This window comes from Niveispirillum sp. FG156 (assembly GCF_057809555.1).
Map to the genome: position 1 here is coordinate 19,111 of NZ_JBMDKE010000058.1, position 14,890 is coordinate 34,000.

At 64.2% G+C, this 14,890-nt stretch carries 16 protein-coding genes; 9 read left to right on the plus strand and 7 right to left on the minus strand.

Going from position 1 to position 14,890, the window contains the following annotated elements:
* Nucleotides 1-33: 33 nt before the first annotated feature.
* From ACODSP_RS26300 to ACODSP_RS26310, 3 genes are read right to left on the minus strand one after another with little or no spacing between them, the layout of a single operon-like run.
* Nucleotides 34-435 (minus strand): penicillin acylase family protein, encoded by a 402-nt coding sequence (locus tag ACODSP_RS26300; RefSeq protein ID WP_488968496.1) that lies wholly within the window; start codon nucleotides 433-435, stop codon nucleotides 34-36.
* The gene (locus tag ACODSP_RS26305) at nucleotides 326-2,137 is read right to left on the minus strand and encodes a penicillin acylase family protein (RefSeq protein WP_488968480.1); all 1,812 of its coding nucleotides are present in this window, start codon (nucleotides 2,135-2,137) and stop codon (nucleotides 326-328) included. The genes ACODSP_RS26300 and ACODSP_RS26305 overlap by 110 nt, the downstream gene beginning before the upstream one ends.
* A gap of 44 nt (nucleotides 2,138-2,181) precedes the next feature.
* Complete coding sequence (locus ACODSP_RS26310; RefSeq protein WP_488968481.1) at nucleotides 2,182-2,649, minus strand: nuclear transport factor 2 family protein; 468 nt, start codon at nucleotides 2,647-2,649, stop codon at nucleotides 2,182-2,184.
* A 293-nt stretch (nucleotides 2,650-2,942) separates the two neighbouring features.
* On the opposite strand from ACODSP_RS26310, the gene ACODSP_RS26315 reads away from it, so the two are divergent.
* Both ACODSP_RS26315 and ACODSP_RS26320 read left to right on the plus strand, forming a co-directional pair.
* The gene (locus tag ACODSP_RS26315) at nucleotides 2,943-3,965 is read left to right on the plus strand and encodes a sensor histidine kinase (protein ID WP_488968482.1); all 1,023 of its coding nucleotides are present in this window, start codon (nucleotides 2,943-2,945) and stop codon (nucleotides 3,963-3,965) included.
* The gene (locus tag ACODSP_RS26320; protein ID WP_488968483.1) at nucleotides 3,937-4,725 is read left to right on the plus strand and encodes a LytR/AlgR family response regulator transcription factor; all 789 of its coding nucleotides are present in this window, start codon (nucleotides 3,937-3,939) and stop codon (nucleotides 4,723-4,725) included. The genes ACODSP_RS26315 and ACODSP_RS26320 overlap by 29 nt, the downstream gene beginning before the upstream one ends.
* 180 nt (nucleotides 4,726-4,905) lie before the next feature.
* Here the strand turns inward: ACODSP_RS26320 and ACODSP_RS26325 are convergent, their stop codons facing one another.
* Nucleotides 4,906-5,391 carry a MarR family winged helix-turn-helix transcriptional regulator gene (locus ACODSP_RS26325; RefSeq protein ID WP_488968484.1) on the minus strand — a complete coding sequence of 162 codons (486 nt, stop codon included), beginning with the start codon at nucleotides 5,389-5,391 and terminating at the stop codon, nucleotides 4,906-4,908.
* 260 nt (nucleotides 5,392-5,651) lie between these two features.
* On the opposite strand from ACODSP_RS26325, the gene ectA reads away from it, so the two are divergent.
* From ectA to ACODSP_RS26360, 7 genes are read left to right on the plus strand one after another with little or no spacing between them, the layout of a single operon-like run.
* Nucleotides 5,652-6,203 carry a diaminobutyrate acetyltransferase gene (ectA, locus tag ACODSP_RS26330; protein WP_488968485.1) on the plus strand — a complete coding sequence of 184 codons (552 nt, stop codon included), beginning with the start codon at nucleotides 5,652-5,654 and terminating at the stop codon, nucleotides 6,201-6,203.
* A gap of 47 nt (nucleotides 6,204-6,250) precedes the next feature.
* The gene (gene ectB, locus ACODSP_RS26335) at nucleotides 6,251-7,555 is read left to right on the plus strand and encodes a diaminobutyrate--2-oxoglutarate transaminase (protein ID WP_488968486.1); all 1,305 of its coding nucleotides are present in this window, start codon (nucleotides 6,251-6,253) and stop codon (nucleotides 7,553-7,555) included.
* Nucleotides 7,556-7,573: 18 nt separating this feature from the next.
* Nucleotides 7,574-7,963, plus strand: a complete 390-nt coding sequence (locus tag ACODSP_RS26340) for an ectoine synthase (protein WP_488968487.1) — start codon at nucleotides 7,574-7,576, stop codon at nucleotides 7,961-7,963.
* A 49-nt stretch (nucleotides 7,964-8,012) separates the two neighbouring features.
* Nucleotides 8,013-8,930 (plus strand): ectoine hydroxylase, encoded by a 918-nt coding sequence (gene thpD / locus ACODSP_RS26345; RefSeq protein WP_488968488.1) that lies wholly within the window; start codon nucleotides 8,013-8,015, stop codon nucleotides 8,928-8,930.
* A complete protein-coding gene (locus tag ACODSP_RS26350) occupies nucleotides 8,930-10,372 on the plus strand; it encodes an aspartate kinase (RefSeq protein WP_488968489.1) in 1,443 nt (480 codons plus the stop codon). Before thpD ends, ACODSP_RS26350 begins: the two co-directional genes overlap by 1 nt.
* An 18-nt stretch (nucleotides 10,373-10,390) precedes the next feature.
* Nucleotides 10,391-11,815 carry a sodium/proline symporter gene (locus tag ACODSP_RS26355; protein WP_488968490.1) on the plus strand — a complete coding sequence of 475 codons (1,425 nt, stop codon included), beginning with the start codon at nucleotides 10,391-10,393 and terminating at the stop codon, nucleotides 11,813-11,815.
* Complete coding sequence (locus tag ACODSP_RS26360; RefSeq protein WP_488968491.1) at nucleotides 11,812-13,080, plus strand: MFS transporter; 1,269 nt, start codon at nucleotides 11,812-11,814, stop codon at nucleotides 13,078-13,080. Before ACODSP_RS26355 ends, ACODSP_RS26360 begins: the two co-directional genes overlap by 4 nt.
* A 23-nt stretch (nucleotides 13,081-13,103) precedes the next feature.
* On the opposite strand, the gene ACODSP_RS26365 is transcribed toward ACODSP_RS26360, so the two are convergent.
* From ACODSP_RS26365 to ACODSP_RS26375, 3 genes are all read right to left on the minus strand, one after another.
* On the minus strand, nucleotides 13,104-13,475 hold the full coding sequence (locus ACODSP_RS26365; RefSeq protein ID WP_488968492.1) for a DUF6768 family protein: 372 nt from the start codon (nucleotides 13,473-13,475) through the stop codon (nucleotides 13,104-13,106).
* Entirely contained in the window at nucleotides 13,468-14,037 is a 570-nt protein-coding gene (locus ACODSP_RS26370) for an RNA polymerase sigma factor (RefSeq protein ID WP_488968493.1), read from the minus strand. Before ACODSP_RS26370 ends, ACODSP_RS26365 begins: the two co-directional genes overlap by 8 nt.
* A gap of 155 nt (nucleotides 14,038-14,192) precedes the next feature.
* Nucleotides 14,193-14,585, minus strand: coding sequence for a Na+/H+ antiporter NhaA (locus tag ACODSP_RS26375; RefSeq protein WP_488968494.1), 393 nt, complete (start codon nucleotides 14,583-14,585; stop codon nucleotides 14,193-14,195).
* Between the last annotated feature and the right edge of the window lie 305 nt (nucleotides 14,586-14,890).

Genomic DNA, 14,890 nt, shown 5'->3' on the forward strand with positions numbered 1-14,890 from the left:
CAGTCCGAACGGCTACATCTGTCGACGTGGGCTTCATGGGTTCATCTCCATCTGCTCGACCTCGCGGCTCACGGCGGCGACGGCGTCTTGGGTGAAGGAAAGGGGACGCAACCGGCCTTGCGAGAATAGGGTCAACTGTTCCTTAACTGCCGCGTCCACCTGATCGTCGGTGTTGCCATAGGCCAGCAGCCCCTGGGCCTCCGGGCCAGAAGGTCCGAAGGCCACGGCGGCGATAAAATGGGAGCCGTCGATCAGGTCGAACCGACCGGTGACGCCGCTGCCATCCCGCACAGGCTGATAGCGACCGGCATTGAACGAGCCCAGCTCATCGCGGCCCACGGGCGACGGCAGGTCCAGACCGGCGCGGCGGATGCGGTAGGCATCGCCCCAGGCCGCATCCGTCCGGCCCAGTCGCTTTTCGCAGGTTGCGGCCAGCTTCGCGCAGCGTGGCCAGCGCCCGGGGAATGTCCACTGGCTGATCCCGACCGCCAAGTGCCGGCAGTTGCTGGATGTCGATCGCCGGGACTGGCGTGCCGGCACGGCGCATGAGGTGGGACCATTCGGCGAACAGCGGTCCGCCACGGCTGGCAGGTGCGGCAGTACCATCCCAGTCCTCCAGTACCCGCCCCAGCGCCGCCATGTCGGCCTCGCCCGATGCCAGGGCGGCGGGCACCAGCCAGGGCAGAACAAGGCCGGTGGCGTCCATGCCACTGTCCGATGCCATGCGGGCAAGGTCCGGCAGGGAGACCTGACCGGCGGTCGCCATCAAGGCCAGGGCGCGGCGACCGCGCGGAGTGCGGCGATCATCGGTCAGGGTCGTCGGCAGGCTCGCGGCATCCAGCACCGGCGGCCAGGTGGCACTGGTCGGTCCGTCATTGGCATTCTGTACGAAGCCGCCCGGCGGGTTCTCGATCTGCGGCAGTTCCGCGAAGGACACATAATCCGACCACAGCAGCGACGGGTCGCCGCCTTCAACAACCCCTGCCCAGAAGGCACGGTCACCCTTGCTGCGCCGGGGGGAGAGACCGTTGAACAGGTAATAGACCGTCCCATCGGCCCCGGCGCGGACCAGATTGGTAACCGGCATCTGCTGTTGTGCCAGCGCCTGCTTGAATCCCGCCATGTCCGGCGCCCGCCACATGTCCCAGAGCTGGCGCAGCAGGTGGGGCCGTTCCAGCCCGGCGACGCGGACGGCCAGCGCCTTGCCGTCGTTTTCTGAAATTACCGGTCCGTGGATGGTTGCGCGCACCATCAGTTCTTGCCGACGCAGGGCCCCGGACGATGTGCGTACATCAATAGCGACGCTGCGGCTGGTGAAGGCGCGCGTCGCGTCCCCGAACCGGTAGCCGTCGCCAGCTAGCGTCACGGCGTAGAGATCGACGCCATCGACATCGTTGAAGGTCAGCGCCCAGCCATGGCGCTGTGCAAAGCCCATGGCCGGCAGCGGCAGTCCCGGAAAGGTCATGCCGTAGATGTTGATGTCGCCCAGCAGCAGATGCTGCTCCAGCACCGTGAAGGGTTCGCGCCAAGGCGAGTGGGGGTTGATCAGCAGCAGCGGTCTGCCATCGGCAGAACGGGACGGCGCTACCGCATAGGCATTCGATCCGCGCTGTTCCTGCCACTGAGCCGTTCTGGCCGTCAGGTCATGGCCCGCGACGCCGACATGCAGCAGGACCTGGATCAGGCCCAGGGGATCGCTGGGTTCGACCTTGTCCAGACAGGCGGCCACTCCTTGACGGGCCGGATGGCGCCGCAGCCAAGCGTTCATGCCGGCGGCATAGGCATCCAGGGAGGCCCGCATCTCCGCGTCCTGGGCCGCCAGCCATTCCCGCGCCCGGTCGGGGATGCCCAATTGATGGATGCGGATGTCGCCAGCCAGTGCCTCTTCGCCGATGCAAGCGGCCAGGGTTCCCCGTGCAGATAGGTAGGCGCGGGCGATGCTGTCGCCACGCAGCCGCATCTGTGCCCAGCCGGAGGCGTAAAGACCGGAGGCCAGATCGGGCGCGCTCACATGCGGCACCCGCCATTCGTCCCAGTCGATACGGGCACCGCCGGCTTTGGCGGTCGACGCCATTGCCAGCAACAGCAGTGTCGCCAGGGCTCGGCGCAAGGCGCCGCGTCCACGGCCCTTCATCATGGTCATTTTCTTCATGCCTGTCATTGTGATGGATGGCGGGCACGCTATTTCCCGTCCTTGCCGGACTGGCGCACGGCGGCCAGGAACGGCGCATAGTCAGCATAGTCGCGATGCTCGACGACCTTGCCCTTCTCAACCCGCACCGTGACCAGGAAGGGCGTGGTGCTTTCCACGATGCGCCCATCCGGCATCTTGGTGGACCAATTCAGGTCACCCTCGAAGATGCCGTAATGGCCGGTATACATCTGGCGCATCGGCTTGAAGATGATCTTGGTGATGCCGGTATAGCCTTCGCGGAACAGTTTCATCATGGCAGGTTTTCCCACCGCCCCCACCGCGCCGAACACCAGTTCCGCCGTCCGGTCCTGGAAGCTGGCATCATCCGCGACCAGCGGTTCCAGCCGGTCCCAGTCCAGACTTGTATAGGCGTCGAAATAGGCATCGGCGACAGGTGTGGTGTCGGCGGTCACCTGCCCGAAGTTCGGCTGTACTGGCGCTTGTGCTTTGGCCATGCTGGCCGCCAGGCATATCATCATCGCCACCGCGCCAATCCGGATCCCCTGCATCGCCATCCTCCCTGCATGCTGCTTCGTTGACGACAGCAAAGGACAAGGGGCGCTTGGCTCGCCATGGCTTTGGGACGAAACCGGTACTGCGTGACGCGAAGCGGCGTGACAGGCTTCGGAGCGCGGTCTATAGGCGAAGGAATGATCAATGCCACGCCGTCATGGCCCCGCCCTGTCCGTGATTTGCTGAAACCCCTGGCCTGGTCGGTGGCCATCTCTGGGGCGTGGTGCTTGTCGGGATGACAGCCGCCCTCGTCGCGGACACGCGCGACAAGGGCAAGGAGATTGAGGCGCTGTCCGCCCTGGGACAGGGCGCGCTGCACTATATTCCCCTGGTGCTGCTGAGCTGGGCGTTGCACCTCTGGTTCTCCCGGCCCGCCTGCCGGACGGTAGGCCCGCGTGAGGTGGTGCAGGCCCTGCTGCCCACCGTGCTGATCTTCCCGCCTCTTTATGTCCTTTACCAGGCCCTGGTCGTGACCCTGTTGCGCGGTCAGCCGTTGTCAGGCATCGGAGCGGTCCTCGCCGAGCAGAGCCGCTTCGGCTGGTGGACCGACCTCGTCATCGTCATCGGCGCCTTCGCCTTACAGGTGGCGCTGACGACGCATAGGTTGCAGCGCGAACAGGCGACGACCCTGCTTGAGGAACGCAACCGCAATCTCGAACTGCGCTTGGCCCTGCTGCAGGGGCAGTTGGAGCCGCATTTCCTGTTCAATGCCCTGAACAGCATTGCCTCACTGGTCCGGTCAGGGGACCGCGCCGATGCGCTGACTGCGCTGGCCACGGTCAGCGACCTTCTGCGTTTCGCGTTGCGCGCCAGCCAACGGCCCTGGGTGCGGGTGTCAGAGGAACTGACCTTCGTCGATGCCTATCTGCGCATGCAGAAGGTGCGCATGGGTGAGCGGATGCGCATTGATCTGCGCACCGCAGAAGGCGATTGGTCGAGCCTGCGCTGTCCCCCCCTGCTGTTCCAGCCCTTGGTCGAGAACGCCGTCAAGCATGGGGTGGAAAGCAACATCTCTGACAGCCTGATCCTGCTCGACCTGCGCCATGGTGGGGAACAGGTGCGCCTGCGGATCGAGAACCCCATCGGCACCACGGTCGAGGGCAACGGCCTTGGCCTCGGACTGACCCGGCAGCGCTTGGAGGCGCTCTTTGGCGACCGCGCGTCACTGCTGACCGCTGTCGAAGACGGCGTGCATGTGGCGCTCCTGACCTTTCCAGCGGAGGATATGGATGGCAACCCTGTCCATTCTGATCGTTGATGACGAACCCCTGGCCCGCCGCAATCTTGAACTGGCGCTGGCGGGTCAGACCGGCTGGCAGGTGGCGGGGAGTTGCGCCAGCGCCGACGAGGCGGTGCGTATGCTTGCCGCCAGGCCCATCGACCTGCTGCTGCTGGACATCGCCATGCCCGGCCGGTCCGGCATGTCGCTGGCACGGGAACTGCTGGCAAGGCCCCACCCACCGCTGATCGCCTTCGTCACCGCCTATGACGACCATGCCGTCGAAGCGTTCGAGCTTTTCGCCATCGACTACCTGCTGAAGCCATTCGATGATCGCCGGCTTCTGGCGCTGCTGCAACGGGCGGAGAAACTGATCCGCCTGCAGCAGGCAGCTCTTCTTACCCCGGCGCTGCACCAGTTCCTGGGAGAAAGACAGGCAGCAATGGCAGGGCAGCCCCCGCCAGCGGTGACCAGCCTGACCATCCGGTCCATCGGTCAGGTCGAACGGGTGGATGTAGTGGATATCGACTGGATCCGGGCGGCAGGAAACTATGTGGAATTGCATGTAGGGGATAGGACGGTCCTGCATCGGGCCACTATGGACATGCTTGATGACCGTCTGCCACCAGACAGGTTCCTGCGCTTGCACCGGACCTGCATTGCCCGCCGCGACCTGCTGCGTGCCCTGATCCGCACAGGTGAAAAGACCTGGTCTGTGGTGCTGCTGACCGGCGCGGAACTGCCGGCCAGCGACCGGATGATGCCGCATATCCGTGCTGTCATCGGTGATGGGGCGTAGTGGTTGCGGTCTCTGCGATCAAGACGCTGCCACCTTGGTCGCCGGATCAATGTCCAGGGTTCTTGATTATGACCTAGGGCCGTCCGGACCGGTACCGGGAATGACGAGATGACGGGTTCCTGTTTCGCGGCTTTCGCTGCCACGGCTCATAGGGGTGACGAAGACTGATTGCCAAGCTCATTATGGCAGCCGGTCAATCGGCCCTCCTGTATCGATCAGGGGGGCAGCATCGATCTTTTCGGCGTCCAGCAAAGCGCTCAGCCGCTCCAGCATGGCGACGACCATGGCTTGCTCCCAATCCGGCAATTGCTGGAAACGGCCGGAAAACAGGTCCTGGAGCATGTCCGGCGCCTTGGCCAGGATTTCTTGTCCCTTGGCCGTGATCACCACCCAGATCTGCCGCCGGTCCTGGTCGCCGCGCCGCCGTTCGACGAGATCCAGTGCCTCCAGCCGGTCAACCAGATTGGTGACCGTGGCCTGGCTGAACTGCACGGCTGATGCCAGAGTGCTGGGCGTAGCCTGCCCCCGCCTTGCCACTTCCTGCAGCAGCAGCAATTGTGACGGTGTCAGACCGGTGGCCGTCACCAACTGCCGCTCCGCCTGATCGGCTGCGCGCATGATGCGACGGATGGCCCGCAGGGCCGCCTCTGTACGGGGTTCAATCATGCTAATCGATCACTTCGCATTCCGTAGGAATACGCTTGCTTTACCGAGGGCGATGCGGACCGGCAAGGGTGAATATATTTTAATATATGAAGTAATTTTGCCAGTCATATCGCCCAAGGCATATCTGAATTTGCATGCAAAGCGCGCAATATGGTTGACTCCTTGGCGGTTTCCATCAAGATTGGGCAATTCTCAGCCTTAGCAAGTCCAATGGACTTGCTAAATTGATTCGAAAGATAAAATATCAAAGGGGGTGAAGAATGGCTCTGCCAGCCCACCAACCCGCCGCCACAGGCCTTCCCCACGGGCATGTGGCTTTCTCCCTACGCAAACCCCAGGCGGCCGATGGCGCCGCCATCCATCGGTTGATTGCGGCCTGCCCGCCGCTGGACGTCAACTCGCTCTACTGCAATCTCCTGCAGGCAAGCCATTTCGCCGATTGCTGCATCCTGGCCGAGGGGGCGGGGCGGGTTGTCGGCTGGATTTCCGGCTACCGTCTGCCTGCCGATCCCCGCACCCTGTTCGTCTGGCAGGTCGCGGTCGATCCCGCCGCGCGCGGCCAGGGGCTGGGCCGGCGCCTGCTGACGGCCCTGCTGGCCCGCCCCGGCCTGGGCGATGTCACCGCCATCGCCACCACCATCACCCCCTCCAACCGGGCCAGTTGGGCACTGTTCCAGGGCTTTGCCGACAGCCAGGGTGCCCCATTGCGCCACGACGCGCATTTTGATCGCCATCGCCACTTCGCCGACGAGCACGAGAGTGAGCATCTGGTCACCATCGGCCCGCTGCCCACTGAGCGCGCCGCCGCCTGATCGCCTGATCGGGCTTTTCCGCCCGCCAACATATGGGAACAACCACAATGATGCCGACACCGACGGCCACCGCGCCCGATGTCACCACCTTCGAACGCCTGGAATCACAGGTCCGAAGCTATTCCCGCGCCATGCCACGTCTGTTCAACCGGGCCGAGGGCGTGTGGATGGAAGATATGCAGGGCGGGCGCTATCTCGACCTGCTGTCGGGCTGCTCCAGCCTGAATTACGGCCATAACCACCCGATCCTCAAGCAGGCCCTGCTGGATTATATCGCCGCCGACGGCGTTGCCCACAGCCTGGACCTGCACACATCCGCCAAGCAGGCGTTCCTGATGGAACTGGAGCAAACCATCCTGGCACCGCGCGGCCTGTCCTACCGTGCGATGTTCACCGGCCCCACCGGCACCAATGCGGTGGAAGCGGCCTTGAAGCTGGCGCGCAAGGTCACGGGGCGTCAGCATATCATCGCCTTTACCAACGGCTTCCATGGCATGACCCTGGGTTCACTGGCCTGCACCGGCAATGCCGGCAAGCGCGACGGGGCCGGCGTACCGCTGAACCATGTCAGTCACGAACCGTTCGACGGCTATTACGGCCCCGATATCGACACGGCCGACCTGCTGGACCAGCGACTGTCCGACCCGTCCAGCGGATTGGATCAGCCCGCCGCCATCCTGGTGGAAGCGGTGCAGGGCGAAGGCGGCCTGAACGTCGCCTCCACTGACTGGCTGCGCAAGATCGCCGACATCGCCAGGCGTCATGGCGCCCTGCTGATCCTGGACGATATCCAGGCCGGATGTGGCCGCACGGGCGGCTTTTTCAGCTTTGAAGAAGCGGGGATCACGCCCGACATCGTCACCCTGGCCAAGTCGCTGTCCGGCATGGGTCTGCCCTTTGCGCTGGCCCTGCTGCGGCCGGAACTGGACCAGTGGCGCCCCGGCGAACATAACGGCACCTTCCGGGGCAATTGCCATGCCTTCGTCACCGCTACCGCCGCCCTGCGCCATTTCTGGCGCGATGGTACCTTCGAGCGGACTGTGCGCCAGCGGGCCGACCAGTTGAACCGCCGCCTGCACGAGATTGCCGCCCCCTATGGCGACCAGATGCGCGTCAAAGGCCGGGGCATGATGCTGGGCATCGATGTCGGTTCGGGTGAGATCGCCGAGCGCATCACAGCCGCCGCCTTTGCCCGTGGCGTCATCATCGAAACAAGCGGTGCCCATGATGAGGTGGTGAAGGTGCTGGCGCCCCTGACCATCACCGAGGCGGAATTGTCCCAGGGCCTGCGCATCCTGGAACAGTGCGTCGCATTGGCCGTGACGCCCCGCTACAGCGCCGCCGCCGAATAACAATCAAGGAATATCAACATGATCGTTCGCACCCTGACGGACGCCCGCGCGTCCGACCGCAATGTCGCGGCCCCCGGCTGGGAGAGTGCCCGCCTGCTGTTGAAGGATGACGGCATGGGCTTCTCCTTCCATATCACGACCATCCATGCGGGGGCCGAGTTGCCCATGCATTACAAGAACCATCAGGAATCGGTCTATTGCATCAGCGGCGAGGGCAGCATCGAGGATCTGGCCACGGGTCAGGTTCACGATATCCGGCCCGGCACGATGTATGCGCTGAACCTGAACGACCGGCACATCCTGCGGGGGCGCACGCAAATGGTCATGGCCTGCGTGTTCAATCCGCCCGTGACCGGCCGCGAAGTGCATGACGAGACGGGCGCCTATCCGGCGGATCGGGCGGCCTGATGACCATGCGCCGTCCTCAATGCCCTGGAACCTGCCGCGAGGCCATCTCATGACCGATCACTATCCTTCCCGCTGTGCGAACGTGCCACGGCTGCTGCCCCGCCTTGAACCGGTTTTGCACGGTCCTTGGCGTCCCGACGCCCCGCTTTCCCAGGCGCAGGCCAATTTCTTTGAGGAAAACGGCTATCTCGTCCTGGAAAATCTGTTCACCGCCGATGAGATCGACACGCTGCGCGCCGAGACGGCGAGCCTGCTGGGCCATCCGCAGGGGCTGAAGCCGGAAACCATCATCACCGAACCCGGTGGCACCGGGGTACGCTCGATCTTCGAAATCCACCGTCAGAACGCCATGATGGCCTGGCTGGCCGCCGATGCGCGATTGTCGGAAGTGGCGCGTTTCCTGCTGGCGGACGAGGTCTATATCCACCAGTCGCGCCTGAACTACAAACCCGGCTTCCAGGGCCGGGAATTCTACTGGCACTCCGATTTCGAAACCTGGCATGTGGAGGATGGAATGCCCCGCATGCGGGCCCTGTCCATGTCGGTGCTGCTGGCCCGCAACACGCCCCATAACGGGCCGCTGATGCTGATCCCCGGATCGCACCGGGAATTCCTGACCTGCGTGGGGGAAACCCCGGAGAACCACTATAAATACTCGCTGAAGAAGCAGGAATATGGCGTGCCGGACGAGGACAGCCTGGCCGAGATGGTCAACCGCCATGGCATCGTGGCGCCTACGGGCGAGCCGGGCACCGTGATCATCTTCGACTGCAATATCATGCATGGGTCGAACGGCAATATCACGCCGATGCCCCGCGCCAACGCCTTCCTTGTCTACAATGCCCTGTCCAACCGGCTGCAAGAACCGTTCGGCCCCGCCACACCCCGACCGGAATTCATTGCCGCAAGGCGGGATATCAGCGCCCTGCGCCCCATGGCCGGCCCGTTGACGCGGAGTGCCGCCTGATGTCCGTTCACACGATTGAAAAGATCGGCGGCACCTCCATCGCCGCCACACAGACCGTGCTGAACAATGTGCTGATCGGTGGTCGCAAGGGATCGGCGCTCTATGGCCGCGCCTTTGTCGTCTCCGCCTATGCCGGCATCACCGACCTGTTGCTGGAACATAAGAAATCGGGTGAACCCGGTGTCTATGCGGCATTCATTGGGGATGCCGATGGCCATGAATGGGCAAGCGCCCTGGACCTTGTGGCTGCCGCCATGGTGGCGCGCAATGCCGCGATATTTGCCGAAGGCAGCGACAGCCGGCGCATGGCGGATGCGTTCGTTGCCGAACGGATAGAGGGTGTGCGCCAATGTCTGGACGACCTGCACCGGCTGCGCTCGCACGGGCATTTCCGGCTGGCCGAGCCGTTGGCCGCCGCGCGGGAGATGCTGGCCGGGCTGGGCGAGGCCCACAGCGCCCATAACACCGCCCTGCTGCTGCTTGATCATGGCGTGAAGGTGCGGATGGTTGACCTGACCGGCTGGCGCGATACGGCCCGCCCGGATCTGGACAGCCGCATCAAAGCCGCCCTGGATGGCCTCGACCTGTCGGGAACGCTGCCCATCATCACCGGCTATGCCCAATGTCAGGGCGGCATGGTGGCCCGCTATGACCGGGGCTATTCAGAGATGACCTTCTCGCGGATCGCCGTGCTGACCGGTGCCGCGGAGGCCATAATCCATAAGGAATTCCACCTGTCCAGCGCCGACCCCAAACTGGTGGGCACCGGCAATGCCCGCAAGATCGGCCGTACCAACTATGACGTCGCCGACCAGCTGGCCAATCTGGGGATGGAGGCTATCCATCCCCGCGCGGGCCGTGGATTGCGTCAGGCCGGCATCCGGTTGCGGGTGAAGAACACCTTCGATCCGACCGACGACGGTACCCTGATCTGCGGCGATTATCGCTCCGATTGCCCAAGGGTGGAGATCGTCACGGGCCTGCGCAACGGTACGGCGCTTGAATTCTTCGAACAGGACATGGTGGGGGAGAAAGGCTATGACGCGGGCATCCTGGAGGCACTGACCCGCCACCGTGCCTGGATCATCGCCAAATCCAGCAATGCCAATACCATCACCCATTATCTGCGCGCCGACGGCGCCGCCGTTCAGAAGGTGGTCGACGAACTGGAGACCCGGTTCCCCACCGCCGGTCTGGCCACCCATGCCATTTCCATCGTTGCCATCATCGGCAGTGACCTGAACCGTCCCGGCCTGCTGGCCGATGCGTTGGGCGCCCTGGCCGGGGCCGGCGTGCCGGTGATGGGCATTCAGCACCAGATCCGCAATGTCGATGTTCAGTTCGTCGTGGCTCGGCCGGACTTCGACCGCGCCGTGCGGGCACTGCATGATCGGCTGATCGGGACCGACGCCATCCGTCCGGCAGCGCTTGCCGCCGCCTGACCTTTGAGGGGGCTTTTGATGATCACCGCCAGTTTCGTGGCCTTCCTGTTGATTTTTCTGGGTATCGGGCTCCTGTCCGTGGCCCGGTCGCGCCGGACAAAACGGGATTATTATCTGGCCAGCAACAGCGTGGCGCCCTGGCTGGTCGGGTTGTCGGCGGTGGCGACGAACAATTCCGGTTACATGTTCATCGGCGTCATTGGCTATACCTACACGGTGGGCCTGTCATCCGTGTGGTTGATGCTGGGCTGGATCGCCGGCGACCTGCTGGCGTCCCTGTTCATCCATGGCCGCCTGCGTGAGGCAACGGCCCGCACCGGCGAGGCCTCTTTCGGGTCCGTGCTGGCCGGATGGCAGGGGGGCGACATGCTTGTCTGGCGGCGACTGGCCGCCATCATCACGGTCATCTTCCTGGGCGCCTACGCGGCGGCACAGATCGCGGCGGGCGGCAAGGCCCTGCACGGGGTCCTGGACTGGTCGCCGACCCTGGGCGCCTGGATCGTCGCGGCCATGATCCTGGCCTATTGCCTGGCCGGCGGTATCCGCGCCAGCATCTGGACCGACGCCGCGCAAAGCAGCGTCATGCTGCTGGCCATGGGCCTGCTGTTCCTGGTCGCGGTGGATGGCAGGGGCGGCTGGACGGACAGCATCGCCCAGATGGGGGCCATCGACGGGTTCCTGTCCCTGACCCCGCCCGACCTGCTGTTGCCCGGCCTGTCCGGCCTGATCCTGTTCATCATCGGCTGGATGTTCGCGGGCGTCAGCGTCATCGGTCAACCGCATGTCATGGTGCGGTTCATGGCCCTGGACAGGCCGGAGGGCATGGTCCGGGCCCGCGTCTGGTATTATTCCTTCTTCACCCTTTTCTACCTGCTGGCCACCGGTGTCGGCCTGCTTTCGCGGCTCTATCTGCCGGGGCTGGCGGCTCTCGACCCGGAAATGGCGCTGCCGACCATGGCGCTGGAACTGCTGCCGCCGGTGCTGGTGGGTGTGGTGCTGGCCGGCATCTTCGCCGCCACCATGTCCACTGCCGACAGTCTGGTCCTGGCATGCTCCGCCGCGATCACCCATGATCTGGTACCCAACCGGCTGGAGGCACCCTGGGCCTTGAAACTGGCCACGGCCGGGGTGACGGGCTTCGCCCTGCTGATCGCGCTGGCCGACACCCAAAGCGTGTTCAGTCTGGTTATCCTGTCCTGGTCGACCCTGGCGGTGGCGTTCGGACCCTTGCTGATCCTGTTGGCGCTTGGCCGGCGGGTGCCAGAGGGTGCGGCCATCACCATGATGGTGGCCGGCGTGGCGGTGGCCTTGGGCTGGCGGCTGCTGGGCTGGCACAATGACATATATGAGGGGATGCCCGGCATGCTGGTCGGGCTGGCATGCGGCTATGCCCTCTCCTCATCGTCGCGGGGCGGTACCATGACGGCACCCATCACCCGATGACCGGCTGGCGCCCCGTCCGGTCGCTGCTGGCCGCCATCTTTCTGGCCATGGCCGGCAGCGGCTTTGTGGCCACGCTGATCGCTCTGCGTCTGCAACAGGCGGGGGCGGCGCCCATCACCATCGGCTGGATGGGTACCGCCTATTTCATCGGGCTGGGGCTGGGCTCACTGCTGGCCTTCCGGGTGATCGGGCGCGTGGGACATATCCGCGCCTTCACGGTCTTTGTCTCCCTGTTTTCCGCCTCCTTGCTGGCTTATGCGCTTTATGGGTATCCGCTGTTCTGGGCGGGCCTGCGGCTGCTGGACGGGCTGTGCATGGCCGGCATTTTTGTCTGCCTGGAAAGCTGGCTGAATGACCGCGCCCCCGCCACGGGGCGGGGCGGCGTTCTGGCCCTCTACATGATCGCTCTCTATATCGGGCAGTCCGCAGGACAACCCCTGCTGACACTGGCCGCACCAGACGCGCTGCTGCCGCTGGCGGCCGGTTCCATCCTGATCTCGCTGGCGGTGCTGCCCATTGCCCTTACCCGCATGCCGCCGCCGCCCTTGCCGCAGGGCGGGGCCATTGGATTGCGGGCGCTCTATGCGGCCTCGCCGCTTGGTGTGGCCGGTGCGCTGGCGACGGGGGTCATGCTGGGGGCCTTCTACGCCCTGGGCGGGCTGTTTACCGCCGGCATCGGCATGGACCTGTCACAGACATCCCGGTTCATGAGCATCGCCATCCTGGGCGGGGTGGTGCTGCAATGGCCGCTGGGCCTGTTGTCCGACCGGTTCGACCGCCGCCGGGTGATCATCGGCGCGTTGGGGGCCGCCCTGGTGCTGTCACTCCTGTTGATCCTGGCAGCATTGGTGCTGTCTGTCTTGCTGTTGCCGGCAGTGGCCCTGTTCGGCGGCGTGGCTTTCGCACTCTACCCGCTGTTCGTTGCCCATGCCAATGACCGTCTCAGCGACGATGCACGCGTGGGCGCCTCGGGCGGCTTGGTCATGGTCTATTCCGGCGGGGCCATCCTGGGACCGCTAAGTGGGGCTGTGACTATGGCCGCCGTGGGACCCGCCGGGCTTTTCGCCATGATCGCGCTGGTTGCCGCCGCAACCCTGGCCTTCGCGATGCAGCGGACCCGCCTAACCGCCCCTGTTCCGGCGGAACAGCAATCGCCGTATCAGATACTCCCCCGTACCACCCCTGCCGCTGCCATGGTGCTGGATCGGCCGAAGGAGGATGCCGGCCAGGAGCATGCATCACCGTGCGACCGTGCCGGGCCATAGCGGTCAGTAATCCCTGACGCCCCTCAAACCTGCGGCCGGATGCTCGCGATCTGAAGCTCGATACGCTTCAGTTCCCGCATCAGGCGGTTGGTGTGCAGGGCCGGTCCCATCGACAGCTTTATGATCAGTGACATCAGCAGCAACACAGCAGCAGGAAGTCCTAGTTGGATGGCGGAGAGAGGGTCAGTCGCCCCGAAGAACAACCAGGCGAGCCAGACGCCACCTGCAAAAAGCACAGCCTGCACACCCATCAGGACGGCATTCACCCAACCAACAGGGCCAGTGAACAGGCCGCCGACTTGTTTGAAATATCCAGGCCCTTCCCCCATCCGGCGCAGAATCTCGCGCTCCTCGGCGCTCAGTGCCTGTTCGATGACATGATCAACATCACGCATGGTCTTTCTCCTCCAAAAAAGTGCGAAGCCGACGCCGGGCATGCAGCAACCGGGTCTTGACGGTTCCAACGGGAATGTCGAGCGCCACCGCCACTTCAGCGACGCTCATCTCTTCGAGGTAGAACAGGGCGATGGCGCTGTGCTGGTCGGGCGGCAGGCGCTGGATCAGATTCATGACACGAGCCGCATCCAGATAGAGATCCGGGTCAACCGGCGCCCCCTGCATTTCCACCAATTCCTCACAAGCCAGTTGCTCGGACAGGTGCCGGCGCCGAATGGCCCCCGCAATCTGCCGCGTACAGGCCCGCGACACGATGCGGTACGCCCAGGCCGGAAAGGCCCTTTCATCGGTCAACCGGCGCAAGCCAGTAGCGATTTCCAGCCATCCGGTCTGTGCCGCGTCGTGCGCCTGCTCCATGTTCCCGGTCATACGCCAAGCATGGGCAATCAGCTTTCGTTGCCAGCGATGGGCGAGAAGGTTGAACGCCCCGGCATCGCCACCTTGGGCAGCGATCACCAGGAATTCATCCAATATTCTGTTTTCGCCGACGGCCATCGCCATGGTCCCTGTTGCCTACGACAATAAGGTGCGCCGGGAGGCAATGTCGGTTCACACCACCAGAGGAAATTTTGTGGAGTGGTAGAGACAGCATCGGGCAGCGTTTCGCCGACCGATGCCGCTCATAATCGAAATGGCCGACTTAAGACCGGATGCTGTCAGGTGACGGAGGGTGCAACCGACCGCCGATGTGAGAAGCGCAGAACAAGATAGCCTGCAAGGCCCGCGATCAGTGAACCGGCCAGGATGCCGAACTTCACGCGATCCTGCAGGGCCGGGTCGTCAAAGGCCAGCAGGCCGATGAACAGGCTCATGGTGAAGCCGATACCGCAGAGCAGGGCGACCCCGAAGACCTGCGCCCAACTGGCAGCCGCTGGCAGGGTGGCCCAACCCGCCCGGACCAAAAGAAATACAGCGCCGAATACGCCGACGAGCTTTCCGATGACAAGGCCGCCCGCGATCCCCAATGACAAAGGCTCCATCAGCACAGAGGGCGTTACACCGGCAAACGACACGCTCGTATTGGCAAACCCGAAGATCGGAACGATCACGAATCCACACGCTCAACCCAACGGGTGGAGTATCAACCCATCAACAGGCACATTTCCCGCGCAGTGGGTTCGTTCCCCGGCCCCAAATCCGACGTGGCTTACCATCAGGGAAGAAGGCGTGTAGAAAATATCCAGTTAGATCAAAGTTTTAAGCTTTCTATAATGTCGGTCAAGGCGAGCCCCCGCATCCAATTAAGCCCCGCTGGAGAAATCCACCGGGGCTTTTTGTTGTTCCAGGACCACTCTAAACCTTAGCCCCGGCGATCGTTTCAATCCGCCTTCCCTGTTCCCGGCAAGGTGACGCG